The following is a 16310-nucleotide window of genomic DNA, read 5'->3' on the forward strand; positions in this document are numbered from 1 at the left end:
AAAAAACTTTTTTATTTACTTCAAAAGAGGGAGTAATTCATCGCGTAACCTTTGCAGCGCGCGGGTCATCTGCGTTTTCACGGTATTGATGGAAATGCCGAGGTGGCGGGAAATTTCGGGGTAACTCAGTTCTTCAAAACGGCTAAGCCGGAATACATCCTGGCATTGGGGTGGTAATTTTCGGATCGCCTTTTCTGCTATCAGCTCCAGTTCGGATTGCTCCAGTTTTTCGGCCGGTGAATGCCCGGAGGTGATGCTGAAGAGAGCTATGCGGGACTCCAGCTGCTGGAGTTGTTCGCTGCCGTATTGCGCCTTCACTTTGTTTTGCTTGATGTAGTTGAGGCAATTGTTCTGAACAGCACGGTACAGGTATGCTTTTTCAGATACCTGGATGTCCAGTTCCTTATACTTTTCCCATATCTTCAAAAAAGTATCCTGCACAATTTCTTCTGCCAGTTCATGTCTGTTTACAAAATCAAAAGCGAATGTACAGAGCGCGGGATAATACTCTTTGAATAATGACTCAAAAGCGGGTAGTTGACGTTGTTTCCGGTTAATATTTTTACTTACTTCCTCCAAAGTATTCCTTCGTCCACAAGATTGTTCACTGTGGCGAAAAGATACGTAAAGTAGGTTCAATAAAAAAACGCGGGTTATAGGCCCGCGTTTTACCATCTTTAACTCGTTGAATTACATACATAAACCGCCACAGGTGCTGATTGTCTGACCGGTTACATAACCGCTCATATCAGACGCCAGGAACAGGCAAACGTTGGCAATATCTTCCGGTGTACCGAAACGGGCCAGCGGAATCTGAGCAATATAATTGGCAGCGCCCTCTCCTTCTTTGAGGTAGCTGGTCATGTCTGTTTCTACAAAACCCGGAGCCACGGCATTGCAACGGATGTTACGGCTGCCCAGTTCCTGTGCAATGGACTTGGTAAAGCCTATGATACCTGCTTTGGAAGCGGCATAGCTGCTTTGGCCGGCGTTGCCCATGATACCGATTACGGAGCTCATATTAATGATGCTACCGCTTTTTGCTTTCATCATTGGGCGTATTACATGTTTGGTCATGTTATACACGCTCTTCAGGTTGACGTTCATCACATCATCCCATTGATCAGGACTCATACGCAACAGCAGGTTATCTTTGGAGATACCGGCATTGTTCACACAAATATCAATTTTACCGAATTCTTTCAATACATCCGCCACCAGCGTTTCAGTTTCCTCGTAAACGCCTGCATTGGATTTATAAGCTTTTGCTTTTACACCCAAAGCGGTCAGCTTTGCTTCCAGTGCCTGGGCTTTTTCATCAGAGCTAACATATGTAAATGCTACGTTTGCTCCCTGTGCTGCAAATTTCAAAGCAATTGCTTCCCCGATACCACGGCTGGCGCCTGTTACTATGGCTACTTTGTTCTCCAGTAATTTCATGTTATAGTTGATAGGTTTTAAGCATTCATATGATCTGCCGCAAATTGCAGGATTTCTTCCAGGTACTTGCGGTCGTTATTCAACCGGGGAACTTTATGTTGTCCGCCCAGCTTGCCTTTGCTCTTCAGGAACTCGCAAAAAGTTCCTTCCGGCAGCACATGCACTACCGGCATGTGCAAGGCAATATCTTTATATCTTTTGGCCTCGTAATCTGAGTTGATGGCTTTTAAAGTACTGTCTAATACAGTGATAAAGCGGTTCAGGTCATCCGGGGCTGCTTCAAATTCCACCAGCCATTCGTGTCCGCCGTTGCCATGATCGCTGAAATAAACGGGAGCCGCGGTGTAGTCATTTACCACTGCGCCGGTAGCTTCACAGGCTTTCGCTACTGCGGTATCTGAATTCTCCACAATCACTTCTTCTCCAAAGGCATTAATAAACGACTTTGTTCTGCCACTGATTTTGATACGGTAAGGGATCAGGGAGGTAAACTGGATGGTGTCTCCTACCATATAGCGCCATAAGCCGCCATTGGTGCTGATAACCAGGGCATAGTTTTTACCCAGCTCCACTTCCTGCAGTTGCAGGGTTTGCGGATTTTCCTTGTCTAATTCCTCCATAGGCATAAACTCATAGAAGATGCCATGATTGAGGAACAACAACAACCCTTCTTCTCCTATCACGTCCTGGGCTGCAAAGAAGCCTTCGGAAGCATTGTAAGTTTCCTGGTAATGCATTAAGGGCTTGCGGATCAGTTTTTTAAACTGTTCGCGGTAAGGAGTAAAGCTTACACCGCCATGCATATAGAGTTCCAGGTTGGGCCATACATCGGCCAGGTTGTCGGTACCGGTGAGTTCAAAAATACGTTTGATCAGCACAATGGTCCAGGTAGGCACCCCTGCAATAGAGGTTACATTTTCATGGATCACGGCGTTGGCCATGCGTTCTATTTTTTCTTCCCATTCGTCCATGAGCGCTATTTCCAGGTCCGGTGTACGGATCATATTGCCATAAAACGGCATATTCTGGAGCATCACGGCACTGAGGTCACCGAAATAGGAGTCGCTGTTTTCAGAGAGTTTGTTCACCTGGTGGCTGCCGCCTATTACCAGTGATTTACCGGTAAATACGTCGGAGTCCGGGAAATTATTGTAGTAAAGGGAGATTACATCCCTGCCGGAGCGATAGTGACATTCATCCAGGCTTTCCACTGTTACGGGGATAAATTTGCTCTTATCCGCGGTGGTACCACTGGATTTTGCAAACCATTTGATGGGTGTATTCCAGAGTACATTCTGCTGTCCCTCCATCGTGCGCTGTATATAAGGCTTGATGGTATCATAGGTATGAATAGGAACGCGCTGTTTATATTCGTCTATCTTATAAATCTTTGAAAAGCCGTACTGCTTACCGAATTCGGTATACTGAGCGGCACTGATAAGGTTTTGGAATACCTGCTGCTGCACCTGAACGGGATACTGCATGAAATACGCAATACGCCCCATTCGCAATCTTGCCAGTTGTGATATTGCAGGACTTAAAATTCTCATATAGGATGCTGTAGAATTATTTTTATTGTTTAGCTGCTTCGTCCAGGTAATCTTTACGGCGAAGAATAAAATTCTGGCCAAGATACACTTTTCTTACCTGTTCATCGGCTGCCAGCTCTTCGGCGGATCCTGATTTCAGGATTTTACCTTCAAACAATAAATAAGCCCGGTCAGTAATGGACAATGTTTCCTGAACGTTGTGGTCGGTGATCAGGATACCTATATTTTTGTATTTCAGTTTGGCTACGATTCCCTGGATATCCTCCACGGCAATGGGGTCGATACCGGCAAAAGGCTCATCCAGCAGGATAAACTTCGGGTCCACCGCCAGTGCGCGGGCAATCTCGGTACGACGGCGTTCTCCCCCGCTCAATACATCACCGGGGCTTTTTCTTACGTGCGTAAGCCGGAATTCAGACAAAAGGCTTTCCAGCTTCTCTTTCTGCTCCGCCCTTTTCAGGGTGGTCATTTCCAGCACGGCGGCAATATTATCCTCCACGCTCAGCTTCCGGAACACGGAAGCCTCCTGTGGCAAATAACCAATACCCATCTGCGCCCGCTTGTACATGGGCAGCTTGGTAATGTTCTGGCCATCCAGGTACACATTCCCTTCGTCGGGCTTAATAAGCCCCACTACCATGTAAAAGGAGGTGGTTTTACCGGCTCCGTTAGGCCCCAGCAGCCCTACAATCTCCCCCTGGGACACTTCCACAGATACATGGTTTACCACCGTTCTGTTGCCGTAACGCTTTACCAGCTGGTCTGTATGTATTCTTAATGTCATATGATCAAACTTAGCAAAAATAAACAATTCATTCAGTTAGCCTAGTTATAGTTATCCTAAGATTAAAAATGATCTGATAATAATAAGGGGATATCTTATTTTTGCCCGCGTAATTTTAGCAGGAAGCAGGCTTTATATCCAGCCGCCTTCCTCAAAGCTTATAACTTTATGAAAGTAACTGAACATATTGCCAAGGCCAAAGACACCCTGATTTCTTTTGAAATCCTCCCTCCGCTTAAAGGAAAGAGTATTGAGTCTATCTATGACCACCTGGATCCGCTGATGGAATTCAAGCCCGCATTTATCAATGTGACCTATCACCGCAGCGAGCATATGTTCAAAAAAAAGGCGGACGGATCCTTTGAAAAGGTGGAAATCCGTAAACGCCCCGGTACTGTAGGTATTTGTGCGGCCATTATGAACCATTACAACGTAGATGCGGTACCACACCTCATTTGCGGCGGTTTTAGCCGGGAAGAAACAGAAAATGCCCTGATAGACCTCAACTTCCTGGGTATCGACAATGTACTGGTTTTACGCGGAGATGCGCCCAAAAATGAAACTTTCTTTGAACCCGACCCACATGGACACAGCTATGCTATTGAATTGCTGGACCAGGTGGCACATATGAACAACGGCGTTTACCTGGAAGACGATCTGCAAAGCGGCGTAAAAACCAATTTCTGTATCGGCGTAGCCGGTTACCCCGAAAAACACTTTGAAGCGCCCAATATGCAAACAGACCTGTCGCACCTGAAACGTAAGGTGGAAAACGGGGCTGATTATATTGTTACACAAATGTTCTTCGACAACCAGAAGTTCTTCGACTTCGTAAACAAATGCCGTGAAATGGGTATTACCGTGCCTATCATCCCGGGACTGAAGCCATTAACTTCCCGGAAGCAGATGACAATGCTGCCACGTATTTTCCATGTGGATCTCCCTACAGACCTCTCTACAGAAATCCTGAAATGTAAAACAGACAAGGATGTGGAACTGGTAGGTACCGAGTGGCTCATTGCACAGTCGAAAGAACTGAAAGCCTTTGGTGTGCCGGTACTCCACTACTACACGTTGGGTAAACCTAAGGTGGTGCGTCAGGCGGTGGAAGCCATTATGTAGCTTATCCTAACTCCTTATAAAAGCAGAAGGGAAGGACAAAAGTCTTTCCCTTTTTTGCTGTCTTTCATATAAAAAAAATGCCATCACGTAGATACGTAGTGGCATATCCCTATAACTGTCACACTTTTAATTATAACTGTCCAATGATTGAAACCATCTTCCGATGGTATCTTTCGCTAATAAGACGCGGTAAAAAGGAATGACCCCTATCTCCTTTTAAAAAAAATAAAAAAGACTGCCGTGGGGGGCAGTCTTTCTATTGCTTGTATAGTATAGCAATCACTTTCTTGTAAAGAGATATCCAACAGATAGGCCAAAGTAACGGTGCTTTTCCTCTGTTCTGTTACTGGCGCTAACGTCTAAAAAGCCTGAAGTATAATTTATACTAAATAACAGCCCGTTTTTAAATTCATAACCAGCCAGCAGATTCACGCCCGCATCTATAGCATTGGCATGTAATTCCTCCAGGTTGGTAACATCATCCCCATCAAATTTGATCTGCCGGGATTTTTTTGCTGCTGAATTATATCCTTTATAAGTAACTTTTCCACCGATACCATAGGCTACATAAGGCCCCAGCCCGGCAAAAACTTTTCCCCGGCCAGCTTCCCCTTTATATATAAAGTTAACAGGCAGTTCCAGGTAATTATACCGGTAACTGGTGGTTGCTTCCTCGTTACTACCCATACCTGTTATAAAAGTATTAATGGTTTTGGTGCCTTTAACGCTGTATAACAGTGCCGGCTGTACGGCAAAACTCTCTGCAAGAGGAATATCGGCCAAAATCCCCGCGTGGTAGGCAGGCAGCATCCGGTCATGGAATAATGTCTCCTGGGTTTTGTCTTTCAGTTTCATGTTTCCGCCTGAAAAGCCGGCTTTTATTCCCCATCTTACCTGGGCGCATAAGGTTAACGAACTTAACAAGGCTACAATAATCAGGATGTTCTTTTTCATATAGGTTTAAGGAATGTTGTCTGTCAATTATTACCGGCGGGTGCGGGGAAACAAATACCCGAAAGAAATACGGAAGCTACGATTCAGCTCTTCCGAATTTTCCCTGGTGCTTACATTTATGAAGCCTGAAGAATAACCTGCAGTGAGTATAAATCCTTCATTAAACTCATAGCCCAACAGAAAATTTGCTGAAACGTCTACCGGATTGGCGTGTATTTCATTAGCGTTCCCGGGAACAGTTTCATCCCCATCAAACTTTACCTTCTTTGTTTCTTCTTTAGTGCCTTCCCTGATATAAGTGGCTTTCCCGCCAATGCCATAGGACAGGCCGGGACCAAAGCCGGCTACTACTTTACCCTGCCCCAATCTTTGCTTAAACAGAAAGTTAACCGGTAATTCCAGGTAGTTATATCTGAACTTGGCGATATAGTAATAGTTGCCGGTTGACTGCTCCGGGCGCGTTCTGTAACCAGCAACGCTGTAATACAGCGCCGGCTGTATCGAAAACCATTTCGCCAGGGGGATATCTGCTAAAATACCTGCATGAAAAGCAGGCAACATGAACTCATTACGATCCGGAACATCAGCAGGGTCGGTTAACTTCATACTGGCCCCGGTAAAGCCGGCCTTTAGTCCAAATCTAACTTGTGCGGTTGCCATCTGAACAACCAGCAGGGCTACAACAATCAGAATATTTTTTTTCATGTACGTTTAAGTATAAATCCGTCCCCTGTTAACAAAAACCATTCCTCATAAAAACAATTACCAGTCTTCCCGGTCAAAGAAGAAACCGAGGCTTACGCCCCAATACCTGTTTTTATAATTGTTCTCCGGTGCTTGATCGATATCCACCATTCCATAGCCATATTGGGCACTCAGTGAAAGGCAGCAGTTCAGCTCCAACCCGGCTATAAAATTAAGACCTGCATCCCAGCGTTGCAGGTTCATGTTGGTACCAAAAATATTGGGAGATGCTTTAAAATCCACCCGCTTGGATCCCGATTGAACCAGTTTATTGTCGCTGTAAGCAGATACGCTGTAATCCCCGCGCATACAATAAGCTGCATAGGGACCAGCACCTACCAGCAGTTTGCCAAAGCCTACCGGCACTTTGTATACCAGGTGAACCGGCAGTTCCAGGTATTGCAGTTTCAGCTTTGTTACTCCCGATGTAAACAGATTAACAGGATGGGATACTGCGTAATCCAGCCCTGCACCTTTTTCTACGTAACTAACGCCCGGCTGCAGGTAGCCATTTTTAAACAAGGGTATGTTTGTATAGATGCCTGCCTGCCAGCTATCTATTTTTTGGGTGCCCGGCGCATATCCATTCCCGGACGATTCCAGCCCGGTATTGATATAGCCGCCACGAATACCCAAACTTACCTGTGCATGTGAGGTAACTGTAACAAAAAAAACTGTTACAAAAAGAGGAGTAAAAATTTTCATCAGTGGTTCGGTAATAAAAGGATTAAGAATATCACAGTGACATCATTTTGGGGGAAAAGTCTTAATGCTCAGTCGGTTATTGTACGCGAAATTAAACAAAGGTTTTCATAAAAATAAAAAACCACCCGAAATTAGCGGGTGGTTAATAAAAAGTTCATGTGAAGCATAGTTATCTGCCTCCAAACTTATAGCCAACAGATACGCCAAAGGACGTATTTTTAAAGCTCCGGTCATTATCTGTGTTATCTGCCGTATTTACCAGACCCAGGTCGGTATTCAGACCGAAATACAGTCCTACAGGCAATTCATAACCTACATTGATACCCAAACCGGCATCAAATCTTTTCTGTTTCAGCACGGTGGCTTCATCATCATACACATCTAAGTCACCAAATCCGGTATCCTTGATCTTTCCGCCCAAACCATAAGCTAAATAAGGTCCTGCAGATAATACCAGCCTGCCGGTACCTACTTCTGGTTTAAACATAAAGTGAACGGGCAACTCCAGATAAGACAAAGTCGTTTTCACATCAGTATCCTTGTCTTTACCCCCTTTACCGGAATAAAGTAATCCTGTTCCGATATAGAATTCATCTGCCAGCGGAATATCTACTGTAACCCCGGCCCTTATACCCGTAAGGATAGAACTGGTTTCCTTTCCACTGTTTAGAACAGCATTTTTTGCAGTCATGCTGGAAAACTGAGGTCCTGCAACAATACCCCATTTAGCCTGGCCAAAAGAAAGACTAGCTACCAATAATGCGGCTGCAGATAATAATACCTTTTTCATGTGTGATGTAATTTGAATGATTAAAAAAAGCGATACCCACAGGTCAGGTATCGCTTCCCTAATTTTTTGATTGCCAACTAATGAATGAACCTGTTTTTTGCTTGCTTGCAGTTATTACAATTTAATTCCGTAATTGTTTGTTAAACCGGTTATTTTCCACCAAACAAATAACCTACAGAAACACTGAATACACGGTTTTTACCCTTGTCATCTGTGCTGTTGTCCTGACCGGAATTCACTTTGGCAAAGCCAATACCATACTGGGCGGAGACCAGAAAATTGCTAAGTTCCGCACCAATCTGTACGTTACCACCCCAGTCGAAACGTTTCATTTTATTGTATGCTGTGTTTGGATCGTTATTAAACGGGGTATCATCATCCCATTTAATACTTTCTGAACCACTGCCATGTACTCCGGCAATAGTGGTTTCAAACTTTTGCTTACCGGCAACACCAAATGCAAAGTAAGGACCAACACCTGCAAAGAGACTTGAACTTTCACCGATTGGCAACTTAGCCACGAAGTTCAGAGGAATCTCAATGTAGGATGGGTTTACAGTGTATTTTGCATATGGATTAGTGGTGGAATTGTTCTTGTCCCCGGTTTCAAGCTTGGTACCCTTGGTCGTATAAAATACACCGGGCTGAAACGACAAAATCTTTGGAACTAACGGTAAATCTGCAATGGCTCCCACATTAAAACCGGATAATGAACGACTGTCTTTTGTATTTCCGGAGTTATCGTAAGTAATGTTGGAGAGGTTCCAGCCAGCCTTAATCCCAACTCTCGCCTGAGACATCGCTGCAACTGAAATCGTTAATGCGGCGAATGATAATAACATCTTCTTCATGATCTTTGGTTTTATGGTCCGGTACCACAAAGCCAAAGACTATGCCAAAGGAATGTTAAAATCTATCAACTGTTTGATTTTCAATATATATCGAGGCGCATATTCTACGTTCTACACCCCTGTTTCTACAACTTAGCCGCAGCGTCTTTTGGGGTAACCCGGTCCAGAAACTCCTGTAATTGCTCCACTCCCAGTCTTTTTGCCACAATTTTTTTCTTTTCATCCAGTAAATAAACCATGGGGGTGCTGTAAACATCGTACAACCTGCGGTAATTCGTTTCACCTTGTGGATCTGAGCCGTGTATCCATCCATTCAGATGATGTTCGTGAATGAATTGCAGCCATTCCTCACGGGTACCTTCCGTTTTAATGCCGATCATAGCCACTCCTTTCCTCTTCCAGCTTGCATTCCAGGCAGAATCCAAACGGGGGATCTCTGTTTTACAGTGTCCGCAGGTGGGATCCCAGAAAACAAGCACTGTGAATTTGGCGGGAGTTTTATACAGGGAAAGCGACCTGGCGGCGGTATCTTTATACTGCAGCGGAGCGGCCTGGCGGCCAATCAGGTTAGGCGCCATCGTATATGCCCTGTCTACAATTTTATTGAGTTGTTCGTCATTCAGCCAGAACGCTTCCCCGGGAACGTAATATTTTTCCACAAGGTGTACAAAAACTGCATCCATACCCATGTAAGGCGAGCTCTCGTAATTATAGGTAAGCCACCACAACACAAACTTGAAAACCTCTTTGCTTTTGCGGGTACGGGCAATCATAGCATCACAGTCCACAATAATAGAATCGGGATGTACCGGTACAAGTTGGGTAAAATATTTCTTCAGTTTCCCTTCCAGGACAGGCGTTCTTACCAGGCGATCGCTTGCAAGATCAACCTCATCCCAGTAATGATCTTTAAAATAATGATAGGCAAATAAAGAATCTGCTCCTGCCGGAGGTGGCGGCACTACCGGTTCTTTCATGGCCAGGAAGATGGTGCTGAGAATATTGCCGGGATGTTGGGCAATAAAGCCCGTCCTGAATTCCTGGATCTTCTTTCCCAGTTCCTGTTGCAAGGGCTGTACTTTGGCAGAATCTGCGGCCGTGCGGGCCGTTTGCAGCTGTTGCTGGATACTGCGGCTCAGTGTTTCCTGCTGGAAAAGAAATTTATTGTAGGCCAGGAACCCATCGTTATCGGGGCTGCCTTTGTATACCGTTTTATTAACAAGATCGCTGGTGTCGATGGCTACGCTGAAAACCTGTTGCTTATCTATCAGGGTTTCAATATACTGCTGTTTACCGGGCAGTACCAGCAGGTAAATGCCTGGCAGCAGTTTTTCTTTGCCTTTCAGCATCACTTCTCCCGCAGGGCTTACTTCTGCAGAGTCGGCCAGGTAGGTGGATCTGCCCATGTAATGAGCCAGGAAAAACTTCCCGCCGGTAAAGTTTTTCAGCTTTACAGAAATCTGGTAACCCTGCGCCTGCAGGCTGAATTGCACCAGGAGGGCCGCTATCAGTAATGAAAAAAGTTTACGCATAATATTTGAAAGCAATATGTAAATGTAAGCGGAAAAAAGTGAAAAAGGAAAGAGGTGTGCTGAGTGGTAATTCGTATGAATTACGATGCAGGATTCAGCATTTCAATTACCTTTGCAGCCGTGAGGAAAAAAAACGTTGTTTTAGAAAATGTACCGGTTACTGCTTATGCGGCAGAAGGTAAAGCCCTGGCCCGTCATGACGGGAAAGTGATATTTATTGAAGGCGGAGTAGTGCCTGGCGATGTGGTGGATGTTCGTCTTGGTAAAAACAAAAAAGACTGGGCAGAAGGGAAAGTGGTTCACTTTCACAGCTATTCGGATAAAAGAGTAACTCCTTTTTGCCAGCATTTTGGCACCTGCGGGGGATGCAAATGGCAAATGCTGCCTTATGCCCTGCAGCTGGAGTACAAACAACAACAGGTGGCCGACCACCTGCAACGCATTGGAAAGTTGGCGCTGCCGCCAATGGAACCGATCCTGGGGAGTGCTCATACTGAACATTACCGCAATAAACTGGAGTTTACCTTCAGCAACAAGGCATATCTTACTAACGAAGAGATCAGGGCCAATGATGGCGAAATACCTGTAAGACCCGCGCTGGGCTTCCATGTACCAAAGCTGTTCGATAAAGTACTGAATATAGATACCTGCTACCTGATGCAGGAGCCGGTAAACCTGATCCGCAACACCATCCGTGAATATGCAGTTTCCCATGATCTCACATTTTATGATATCCGTGCACAACAGGGATGGCTGCGTAACCTCGTGATCCGCCTTTGCACTACCGGGGAAATTATGGTAAACCTGGTGATCCATCATGAAGACAAGCCCAACAGGATTGCCCTTTTGGATCATTTGCTGAAAACGGTGCCCGCCATTACCACGGTACTGTATACCATTAATCCGAAAGGAAACGATACCATCTTCGACCTGGAACCGAAGATTTATTTTGGTAAAGGATATGCAGAAGAGAAACTGGAAGATTTTGTTTTTAAAATAGGTCCCAAGTCATTTTTCCAGACGAATACTTACCAGGGAGAAGTGTTGTACAAGGTAACAAGGGATTTTGCAGGATTAACCGGATCCGAGATCGTATATGACCTATATTGCGGTACCGGCAGCATCGGCATCTTTGTTTCGCGCAATGCCCGCAAGGTGGTGGGTATTGAGCTGATAAAGGAAGCCATAGATGATGCAAAGGAAAATGCCGCCCGTAATAATGTGGATAATGCTACCTTTTTTGCAGGCGATGTAGTGGATATTTGTAATAATGAGTTTTTTGCACAACATGGCCAGCCGGATGTGATCATTACTGATCCCCCACGGGCAGGCATGCACGAAAAACTGGTCAATAAACTGCTGGAGATCGGCGCCCCCAGGATTGTATATGTTAGTTGTAACCCCGCTACACAAGCCAGGGATCTGGCTTTGCTGGATTCGCTCTATACAGTGGAAAAGGTACAGCCGGTAGATATGTTCCCGCACACCCATCACATCGAAAATGTGGTGTTGTTGAAAAAAAGAGATAATAACTAGCAACAATGAACGAGTACAGGCCCGGAAAATTTCAGTACCTGCCGATGGTGATCAAAAATCTGATGATCATTAATGGTTTGGTTTGGTTAGTGCAGGTTACGCTGCTGAGCAAATTTGATTATGATCTGAGTCGTTTGTTTGCCCTCCACTACTGGGGCTCCGAACTATTCAAACCACATCAGTTCATTACGCATCTGTTCCTGCACGATCCGAAGAACATATTGCATGTGCTCTTCAATATGTTTACCCTGTGGATGTTTGGCGCTACCCTGGAAAACCTTTGGGGACCCAAGCGTTTCCTCATTTTTTATATAATATGCGGTTTGGGCGCAGCCCTGTGTCACATGGGCGTACTCACTTATGAAAATGTGAGCCTCAACCGGTATGCCGCGCAATTCCTGAATGATCCCAGTTTCTCCAATTTTGTGGCGCTGGATAATAAGTTCGACATCGGCAACCTGGCCAACTTTAACATGGAAAGCCTGAAAAGTGCATTGGCGGCCCGCGACCCTGCGGCCATGGAAATGGCAAGCCTTTATGTTAAAAACTACGTTAACTATTACCGGAATGGCGCCACACTGGGCGCATCCGGTGCGGTATATGGCATCCTGTTCGCATTTGGGTACCTGTTCCCCAACCGGTATCTGTACTTCTTTGCGATGATCCCCATCAGGGCCAAATTTGTGGTAGGCTTCATGATCCTGGGGGAGCTGTATTCCGGTATCCAGAATTCTGCGGGCGATAATGTGGCCCACTTTGCCCACCTCGGTGGCGCACTCTTTGCTTACCTGCTGCTGAGAGGATGGAGTAAGAAGAGAACAGATTTTTATTAAGACAACTGTATTATTGACGTATTTTTGTATTGAAAAATATTTGTACCATGCATGCGTTGGAAAAAGAGAAATTGCCCCGCCTCTCTTTAGGAGAAGGAAGAAATATGGTGACACACCTGATGGTCGTTAATCTTACGATTTTCGTTTTCCTGTTTTTTACGCTTGTAATATACCAGATGGAACAGGTGGGTGAACCCCGGTTTCACCAGGATATTATGACCTGGCTGAGGCTTCCGGCAGATCCATCCAAATTACTGACCCGTCCCTGGACGCTGGTCACCTCCTTATTTACACACATCAGCTTCTGGCAGATCTTCTCCAATATGGTGTGGCTGTGGTGCTTTGGCACCTTCATGCAACACCTGGCAGGCTACCAGCGGATTTTACCGTTATATCTCTTCGGAGGTCTCTGTGGTAATCTTATGTATGTGGCGGCTATGCAGCTGATCCCGTCTTTTCATGCACTCGCTGCCAATGAATATACACTGGGCGCTGCCGGCAGTATTATGGCAATAGCTGTTGGCGTTACCACTATCGCTCCGCGTTACCGCATATTCCCTTTACTGGCAGGAGGTATTTCCCTCTGGATCATTACCCTGGTTTTTGTAGCGCTTTCTGTTGGAGCATTAATGGCGTCCTCCAGCTACGGATACACCTACATCCCGGTACTGGCAGGCGGTGCACTGGCAGGCTGGCTTTATATGTACCAGTGGAAAAAAGGCAGGGATATGGGCGCAGGCTTCAATAAACTGGCCTTTAAACTCACCCATGTATTTCACCCGGCATCACAACGCATTAACCCGGATGATTTTAAAAGAAAGAATACTTCCCAGCCGGATACAGAACAACAACCGTACAGACGTATTGGCAAAGTGCCGGAGCAGAAACTGAACGAAATCCTTGATAAGATCAACGAAAACGGTTTGGCGTCCCTTTCCGCAGAAGAAAGAGACACGCTGTTAAGAGCAAGTAAAACAGAATAAAAGTATTACGGATTAGAAAATACTTTCACTAATAACAGGGAAGATGCAGGCACTATAAGACCGCGCGCATCTTCCCTTTTTTTTGTACTTTGAAAATATTAATTCGTAATTGCTTGTCCCCCTATGCTGAAAATCATTGTACGCCGTACCTTGCTCTGGAGTAACATTTGTTTGGTGGCCGCACTTCTCCTCAGTACCTTTCTTCCCGGTATCAACCCCGGTAAATACTGGCCCGCCGGCTTTTCCGGATTCTTCTTTCCCGTTCTCTTCCCGCTTTGTTTTTTATATACCTGCGTATGGGCATGGTATAAAAAACGGAAATATGTGCTGATGAATATAATGGCTATCCTCTGTGCAGTGCCTGCAGCATTAACTACCTGGGGCGTTCATATCTTCCGGAAAAATATAATCAGCAAACAAACCAACAGCAGGCAGTTTACGCTCATGACCTATAATACCAGCAGTATGGGTTTAGAGAGATATGTAACGGATAAGGACAAGGAAGCGGCGATCTACAACGCCATTGCGTCCGGCAGCCCGGACATTCTTTGTATGCAGGAGTTTTACACCAACGATAAACCCGGTAAGGATCAGCATATGCAACGCATCAAATCCGCCGGGAACTACCCGTATCATTACTTCACCGGCGACAAAATCCACTGGGAAAGCTGGCATTACGGCATTGTGCTGTTTTCCCGCTACCCTGTGATCGCTGCCTCGGCAATCCCCTGCGGGGAAAGCGAAACGGGCAGCGGCAGCACCTTCCTCCGGGCAGATATTGCCATAAAAGGAGATACCATCCGGGTGTTTGCTGTTCACCTCATTTCGTATATGTTTAAAGGTGAGGATTATGAAAACATGAAAGCACCGAAAGGAACCGGCCTGGTTTATAAAATGAGGAGCACTTTCCGGGCAAGATCCGCGCAGGCGCTTCAACTGGCAGCGCTGGTTGCCGAAAGCCCTTATCCTGCCATTGTTTGCGGCGATTTCAATGACACGCCCGTTTCGTTCACCTATAAAACCATCAGCCACAATATGCAGGATGCATTCCTCAAAACCGGTGTGGGCTGGGGTCGCACACTCTCCTATTTGTCGCCTTCACTGCGGATCGACTACATCCTGGCACAGCCCCCGCTGACCGTCCACGCAAGTAAGGTTTTTCATCCCCGGCCATCAGAGCATTTCCCGGTTATGGCCTGTCTTTCGTTGAAAAAAAACTAACTTTAGTACTTCAACAAAGTATGACGCGGTGCGCTTTTTAAGACTATTTACGAAAGGATTTTTTCTGATCATCAATTTCGCCGTGGTATTACTTTTCCTGGCAGCCTGCATGGCACCATATATTTCACCGGCCTGGTTTTGGCCTATCAGTTTTATTACACTGGCGTTCCCGTTCCTGTTGGCGCTATTAGTGATATTCCTGATCGGGTGGCTGTTCTTTAATTATCGCTATACCCTGCTATCCCTGATCGCACTGCTGCTTGGCTGGAAATCTATCAGCGCGTTTGTGGCCTTTAAAATGCCCGCCGGGAATAAAGTGGCCACCACTGGCAATACCCTTACCGTAATGAGCTACAATGTAAGCCAGTTTGGACTATACCGCGAAAGAGACAGTAAATACAACCGGCAGGCCATGTTTGCCATGATCAAAAAACAGGAGCTGGATATCGCCTGCTTCCAGGATTTTTATACCTCCGAAAAGAAAAACGACTTTAATAACCGTGAGGATATTTCCCGCGAAATGGAATTGCCTTACCGCTACTTTTCCAGCGATTTTAACCGCGACGGCATGCAGCACTGGGGATCTATCATCTATTCCCGTTTTCCCATTATAGCATCCGATAAAGTGAAAATGAGCGTGGGCCCCAGAAGCGAAAGCCTTATTTATGCTGATATCGTAAAAAACCGGGATACCCTGCGGATCATTAATATGCACCTGGAATCCTATCGCTTCAACGAAAAAGATTATTCCGCCATCCGGAAGATCAAAAACCAGGAAGACACCGGGCTGAAGGCCACCAAAAGCATTATCCAGAAAATGCGGGAGGCGTATATCCGCCGCAGTCAACAAGCCGATATTGTAGGCAATTTTATCCGGCAAAGTCCATATCCTGTGATCGTTTGTGGCGACTTTAACGATACCCCGGCGTCCTACACCTACTTTACCATTAAAGGCGATCTCCAGGACGCTTTTCTGCAAAAAGGTTTCGGAATTGGCCGTACTTTTACAGGGCTTGCACCTACCTTGCGTATTGACTATGTTTTTGTCAGTAACCATTTTAAGGTAAACAGCTTCCGGAAAATTAACTCAGACCTGTCTGACCATTATCCTGTAATTACCAATCTTAGCCTGATCGGTAGCGGAAAAACAGTAGTAGAAGTAAATAAATAACTGTAACCAATTATGAAAATGTATAATATTTTTAGGACTGACCGATGTTGTTGCCTGCTTGTACCAGGAAAACAATTTTTATCTTTGCCATCCA

The 16310-nt window shown here is 45.5% G+C and carries 16 protein-coding genes; 6 read left to right on the forward strand and 10 right to left on the reverse strand.

The features are described 5' to 3' along the window. Positions 1–15: 15 nt before the first annotated feature. From PV783_RS02525 to lptB, 4 genes are all read right to left on the reverse strand, one after another. Positions 16–579: an RNA polymerase sigma-70 factor gene (locus PV783_RS02525; protein ID WP_227024455.1), complete on the reverse strand. Its 564-nt coding sequence runs from the start codon at positions 577–579 to the stop codon at positions 16–18. Positions 580–690: 111 nt separating this feature from the next. Further along, complete coding sequence (fabG, locus tag PV783_RS02530) at positions 691–1440, reverse strand: 3-oxoacyl-[acyl-carrier-protein] reductase (protein ID WP_079471366.1); 750 nt, start codon at positions 1438–1440, stop codon at positions 691–693. Between the two features lie 17 nt (positions 1441–1457). Further along, entirely contained in the window at positions 1458–2990 is a 1533-nt protein-coding gene (locus PV783_RS02535) for a GH3 auxin-responsive promoter family protein (protein WP_420987020.1), read from the reverse strand. 22 nt (positions 2991–3012) lie between these two features. Then, a complete protein-coding gene (gene lptB / locus PV783_RS02540) occupies positions 3013–3774 on the reverse strand; it encodes an LPS export ABC transporter ATP-binding protein (protein WP_079471368.1) in 762 nt (253 codons plus the stop codon). Positions 3775–3942: 168 nt separating this feature from the next. Here lptB and metF point away from each other — a divergent pair, with 168 nt between their 5' ends. Further along, positions 3943–4896, forward strand: a complete 954-nt coding sequence (metF, locus tag PV783_RS02545) for a methylenetetrahydrofolate reductase [NAD(P)H] (RefSeq protein ID WP_079471369.1) — start codon at positions 3943–3945, stop codon at positions 4894–4896. A gap of 279 nt (positions 4897–5175) precedes the next feature. On the opposite strand, the gene PV783_RS02550 is transcribed toward metF, so the two are convergent. The 6 genes from PV783_RS02550 to PV783_RS02575 form a co-directional block, all read right to left on the reverse strand. Next, a complete protein-coding gene (locus PV783_RS02550; RefSeq protein ID WP_111577273.1) occupies positions 5176–5850 on the reverse strand; it encodes a porin family protein in 675 nt (224 codons plus the stop codon). A gap of 30 nt (positions 5851–5880) precedes the next feature. After that, a complete protein-coding gene (locus PV783_RS02555; protein ID WP_420987021.1) occupies positions 5881–6555 on the reverse strand; it encodes a porin family protein in 675 nt (224 codons plus the stop codon). Positions 6556–6612: 57 nt separating this feature from the next. Continuing rightward, entirely contained in the window at positions 6613–7299 is a 687-nt protein-coding gene (locus PV783_RS02560) for an outer membrane beta-barrel protein (RefSeq protein WP_420987022.1), read from the reverse strand. 169 nt (positions 7300–7468) lie between these two features. Continuing rightward, positions 7469–8089, reverse strand: a complete 621-nt coding sequence (locus tag PV783_RS02565; protein WP_420987023.1) for a porin family protein — start codon at positions 8087–8089, stop codon at positions 7469–7471. A 149-nt stretch (positions 8090–8238) separates the two neighbouring features. After that, positions 8239–8940: a porin family protein gene (locus PV783_RS02570; RefSeq protein ID WP_420987024.1), complete on the reverse strand. Its 702-nt coding sequence runs from the start codon at positions 8938–8940 to the stop codon at positions 8239–8241. A 125-nt stretch (positions 8941–9065) separates the two neighbouring features. Further along, a complete protein-coding gene (locus tag PV783_RS02575; RefSeq protein ID WP_420987025.1) occupies positions 9066–10472 on the reverse strand; it encodes a redoxin domain-containing protein in 1407 nt (468 codons plus the stop codon). A 75-nt stretch (positions 10473–10547) separates the two neighbouring features. On the opposite strand from PV783_RS02575, the gene rlmD reads away from it, so the two are divergent. The 5 genes from rlmD to PV783_RS02600 all read left to right on the forward strand — a co-directional run bounded on the left by rlmD (position 10548) and on the right by PV783_RS02600 (position 16216). Beyond that, complete coding sequence (gene rlmD / locus PV783_RS02580) at positions 10548–12008, forward strand: 23S rRNA (uracil(1939)-C(5))-methyltransferase RlmD (protein ID WP_079471375.1); 1461 nt, start codon at positions 10548–10550, stop codon at positions 12006–12008. Positions 12009–12013: 5 nt separating this feature from the next. Beyond that, the gene (locus PV783_RS02585) at positions 12014–12841 is read left to right on the forward strand and encodes a rhomboid family intramembrane serine protease (RefSeq protein WP_079471376.1); all 828 of its coding nucleotides are present in this window, start codon (positions 12014–12016) and stop codon (positions 12839–12841) included. Between the two features lie 47 nt (positions 12842–12888). Continuing rightward, entirely contained in the window at positions 12889–13824 is a 936-nt protein-coding gene (locus PV783_RS02590; protein WP_363432462.1) for a rhomboid family intramembrane serine protease, read from the forward strand. 123 nt (positions 13825–13947) lie between these two features. Next, positions 13948–15045 carry an endonuclease/exonuclease/phosphatase family protein gene (locus PV783_RS02595; protein WP_420987026.1) on the forward strand — a complete coding sequence of 366 codons (1098 nt, stop codon included), beginning with the start codon at positions 13948–13950 and terminating at the stop codon, positions 15043–15045. A 28-nt stretch (positions 15046–15073) separates the two neighbouring features. After that, entirely contained in the window at positions 15074–16216 is a 1143-nt protein-coding gene (locus PV783_RS02600) for an endonuclease/exonuclease/phosphatase family protein (protein ID WP_111577268.1), read from the forward strand. Positions 16217–16310 lie beyond the last annotated feature (94 nt).

Origin of the sequence: Chitinophaga sp. CC14 (assembly GCF_048957795.1) — a bacterium.
GTDB lineage: Bacteria > Bacteroidota > Bacteroidia > Chitinophagales > Chitinophagaceae > Chitinophaga > Chitinophaga ginsengisegetis.

Coding starts and splice junctions, on each gene's coding strand:
- fabG (WP_079471366.1), bottom strand. CDS start 1,440: ATGAAATTACTGGAGAACAAAGTAGCCATAGTAACAGGCGCCAGCCGT.
- PV783_RS02535 (WP_420987020.1), bottom strand. CDS start 2,990: ATGAGAATTTTAAGTCCTGCAATATCACAACTGGCAAGATTGCGAATG.
- lptB (WP_079471368.1), bottom strand. CDS start 3,774: ATGACATTAAGAATACATACAGACCAGCTGGTAAAGCGTTACGGCAAC.
- metF (WP_079471369.1), top strand. CDS start 3,943: ATGAAAGTAACTGAACATATTGCCAAGGCCAAAGACACCCTGATTTCT.
- PV783_RS02550 (WP_111577273.1), bottom strand. CDS start 5,850: ATGAAAAAGAACATCCTGATTATTGTAGCCTTGTTAAGTTCGTTAACC.
- PV783_RS02555 (WP_420987021.1), bottom strand. CDS start 6,555: ATGAAAAAAAATATTCTGATTGTTGTAGCCCTGCTGGTTGTTCAGATG.
- PV783_RS02560 (WP_420987022.1), bottom strand. CDS start 7,299: ATGAAAATTTTTACTCCTCTTTTTGTAACAGTTTTTTTTGTTACAGTT.
- PV783_RS02565 (WP_420987023.1), bottom strand. CDS start 8,089: ATGAAAAAGGTATTATTATCTGCAGCCGCATTATTGGTAGCTAGTCTT.
- PV783_RS02570 (WP_420987024.1), bottom strand. CDS start 8,940: ATGAAGAAGATGTTATTATCATTCGCCGCATTAACGATTTCAGTTGCA.
- PV783_RS02575 (WP_420987025.1), bottom strand. CDS start 10,472: ATGCGTAAACTTTTTTCATTACTGATAGCGGCCCTCCTGGTGCAATTC.
- rlmD (WP_079471375.1), top strand. CDS start 10,548: ATGAATTACGATGCAGGATTCAGCATTTCAATTACCTTTGCAGCCGTG.
- PV783_RS02585 (WP_079471376.1), top strand. CDS start 12,014: ATGAACGAGTACAGGCCCGGAAAATTTCAGTACCTGCCGATGGTGATC.
- PV783_RS02590 (WP_363432462.1), top strand. CDS start 12,889: ATGCATGCGTTGGAAAAAGAGAAATTGCCCCGCCTCTCTTTAGGAGAA.
- PV783_RS02595 (WP_420987026.1), top strand. CDS start 13,948: ATGCTGAAAATCATTGTACGCCGTACCTTGCTCTGGAGTAACATTTGT.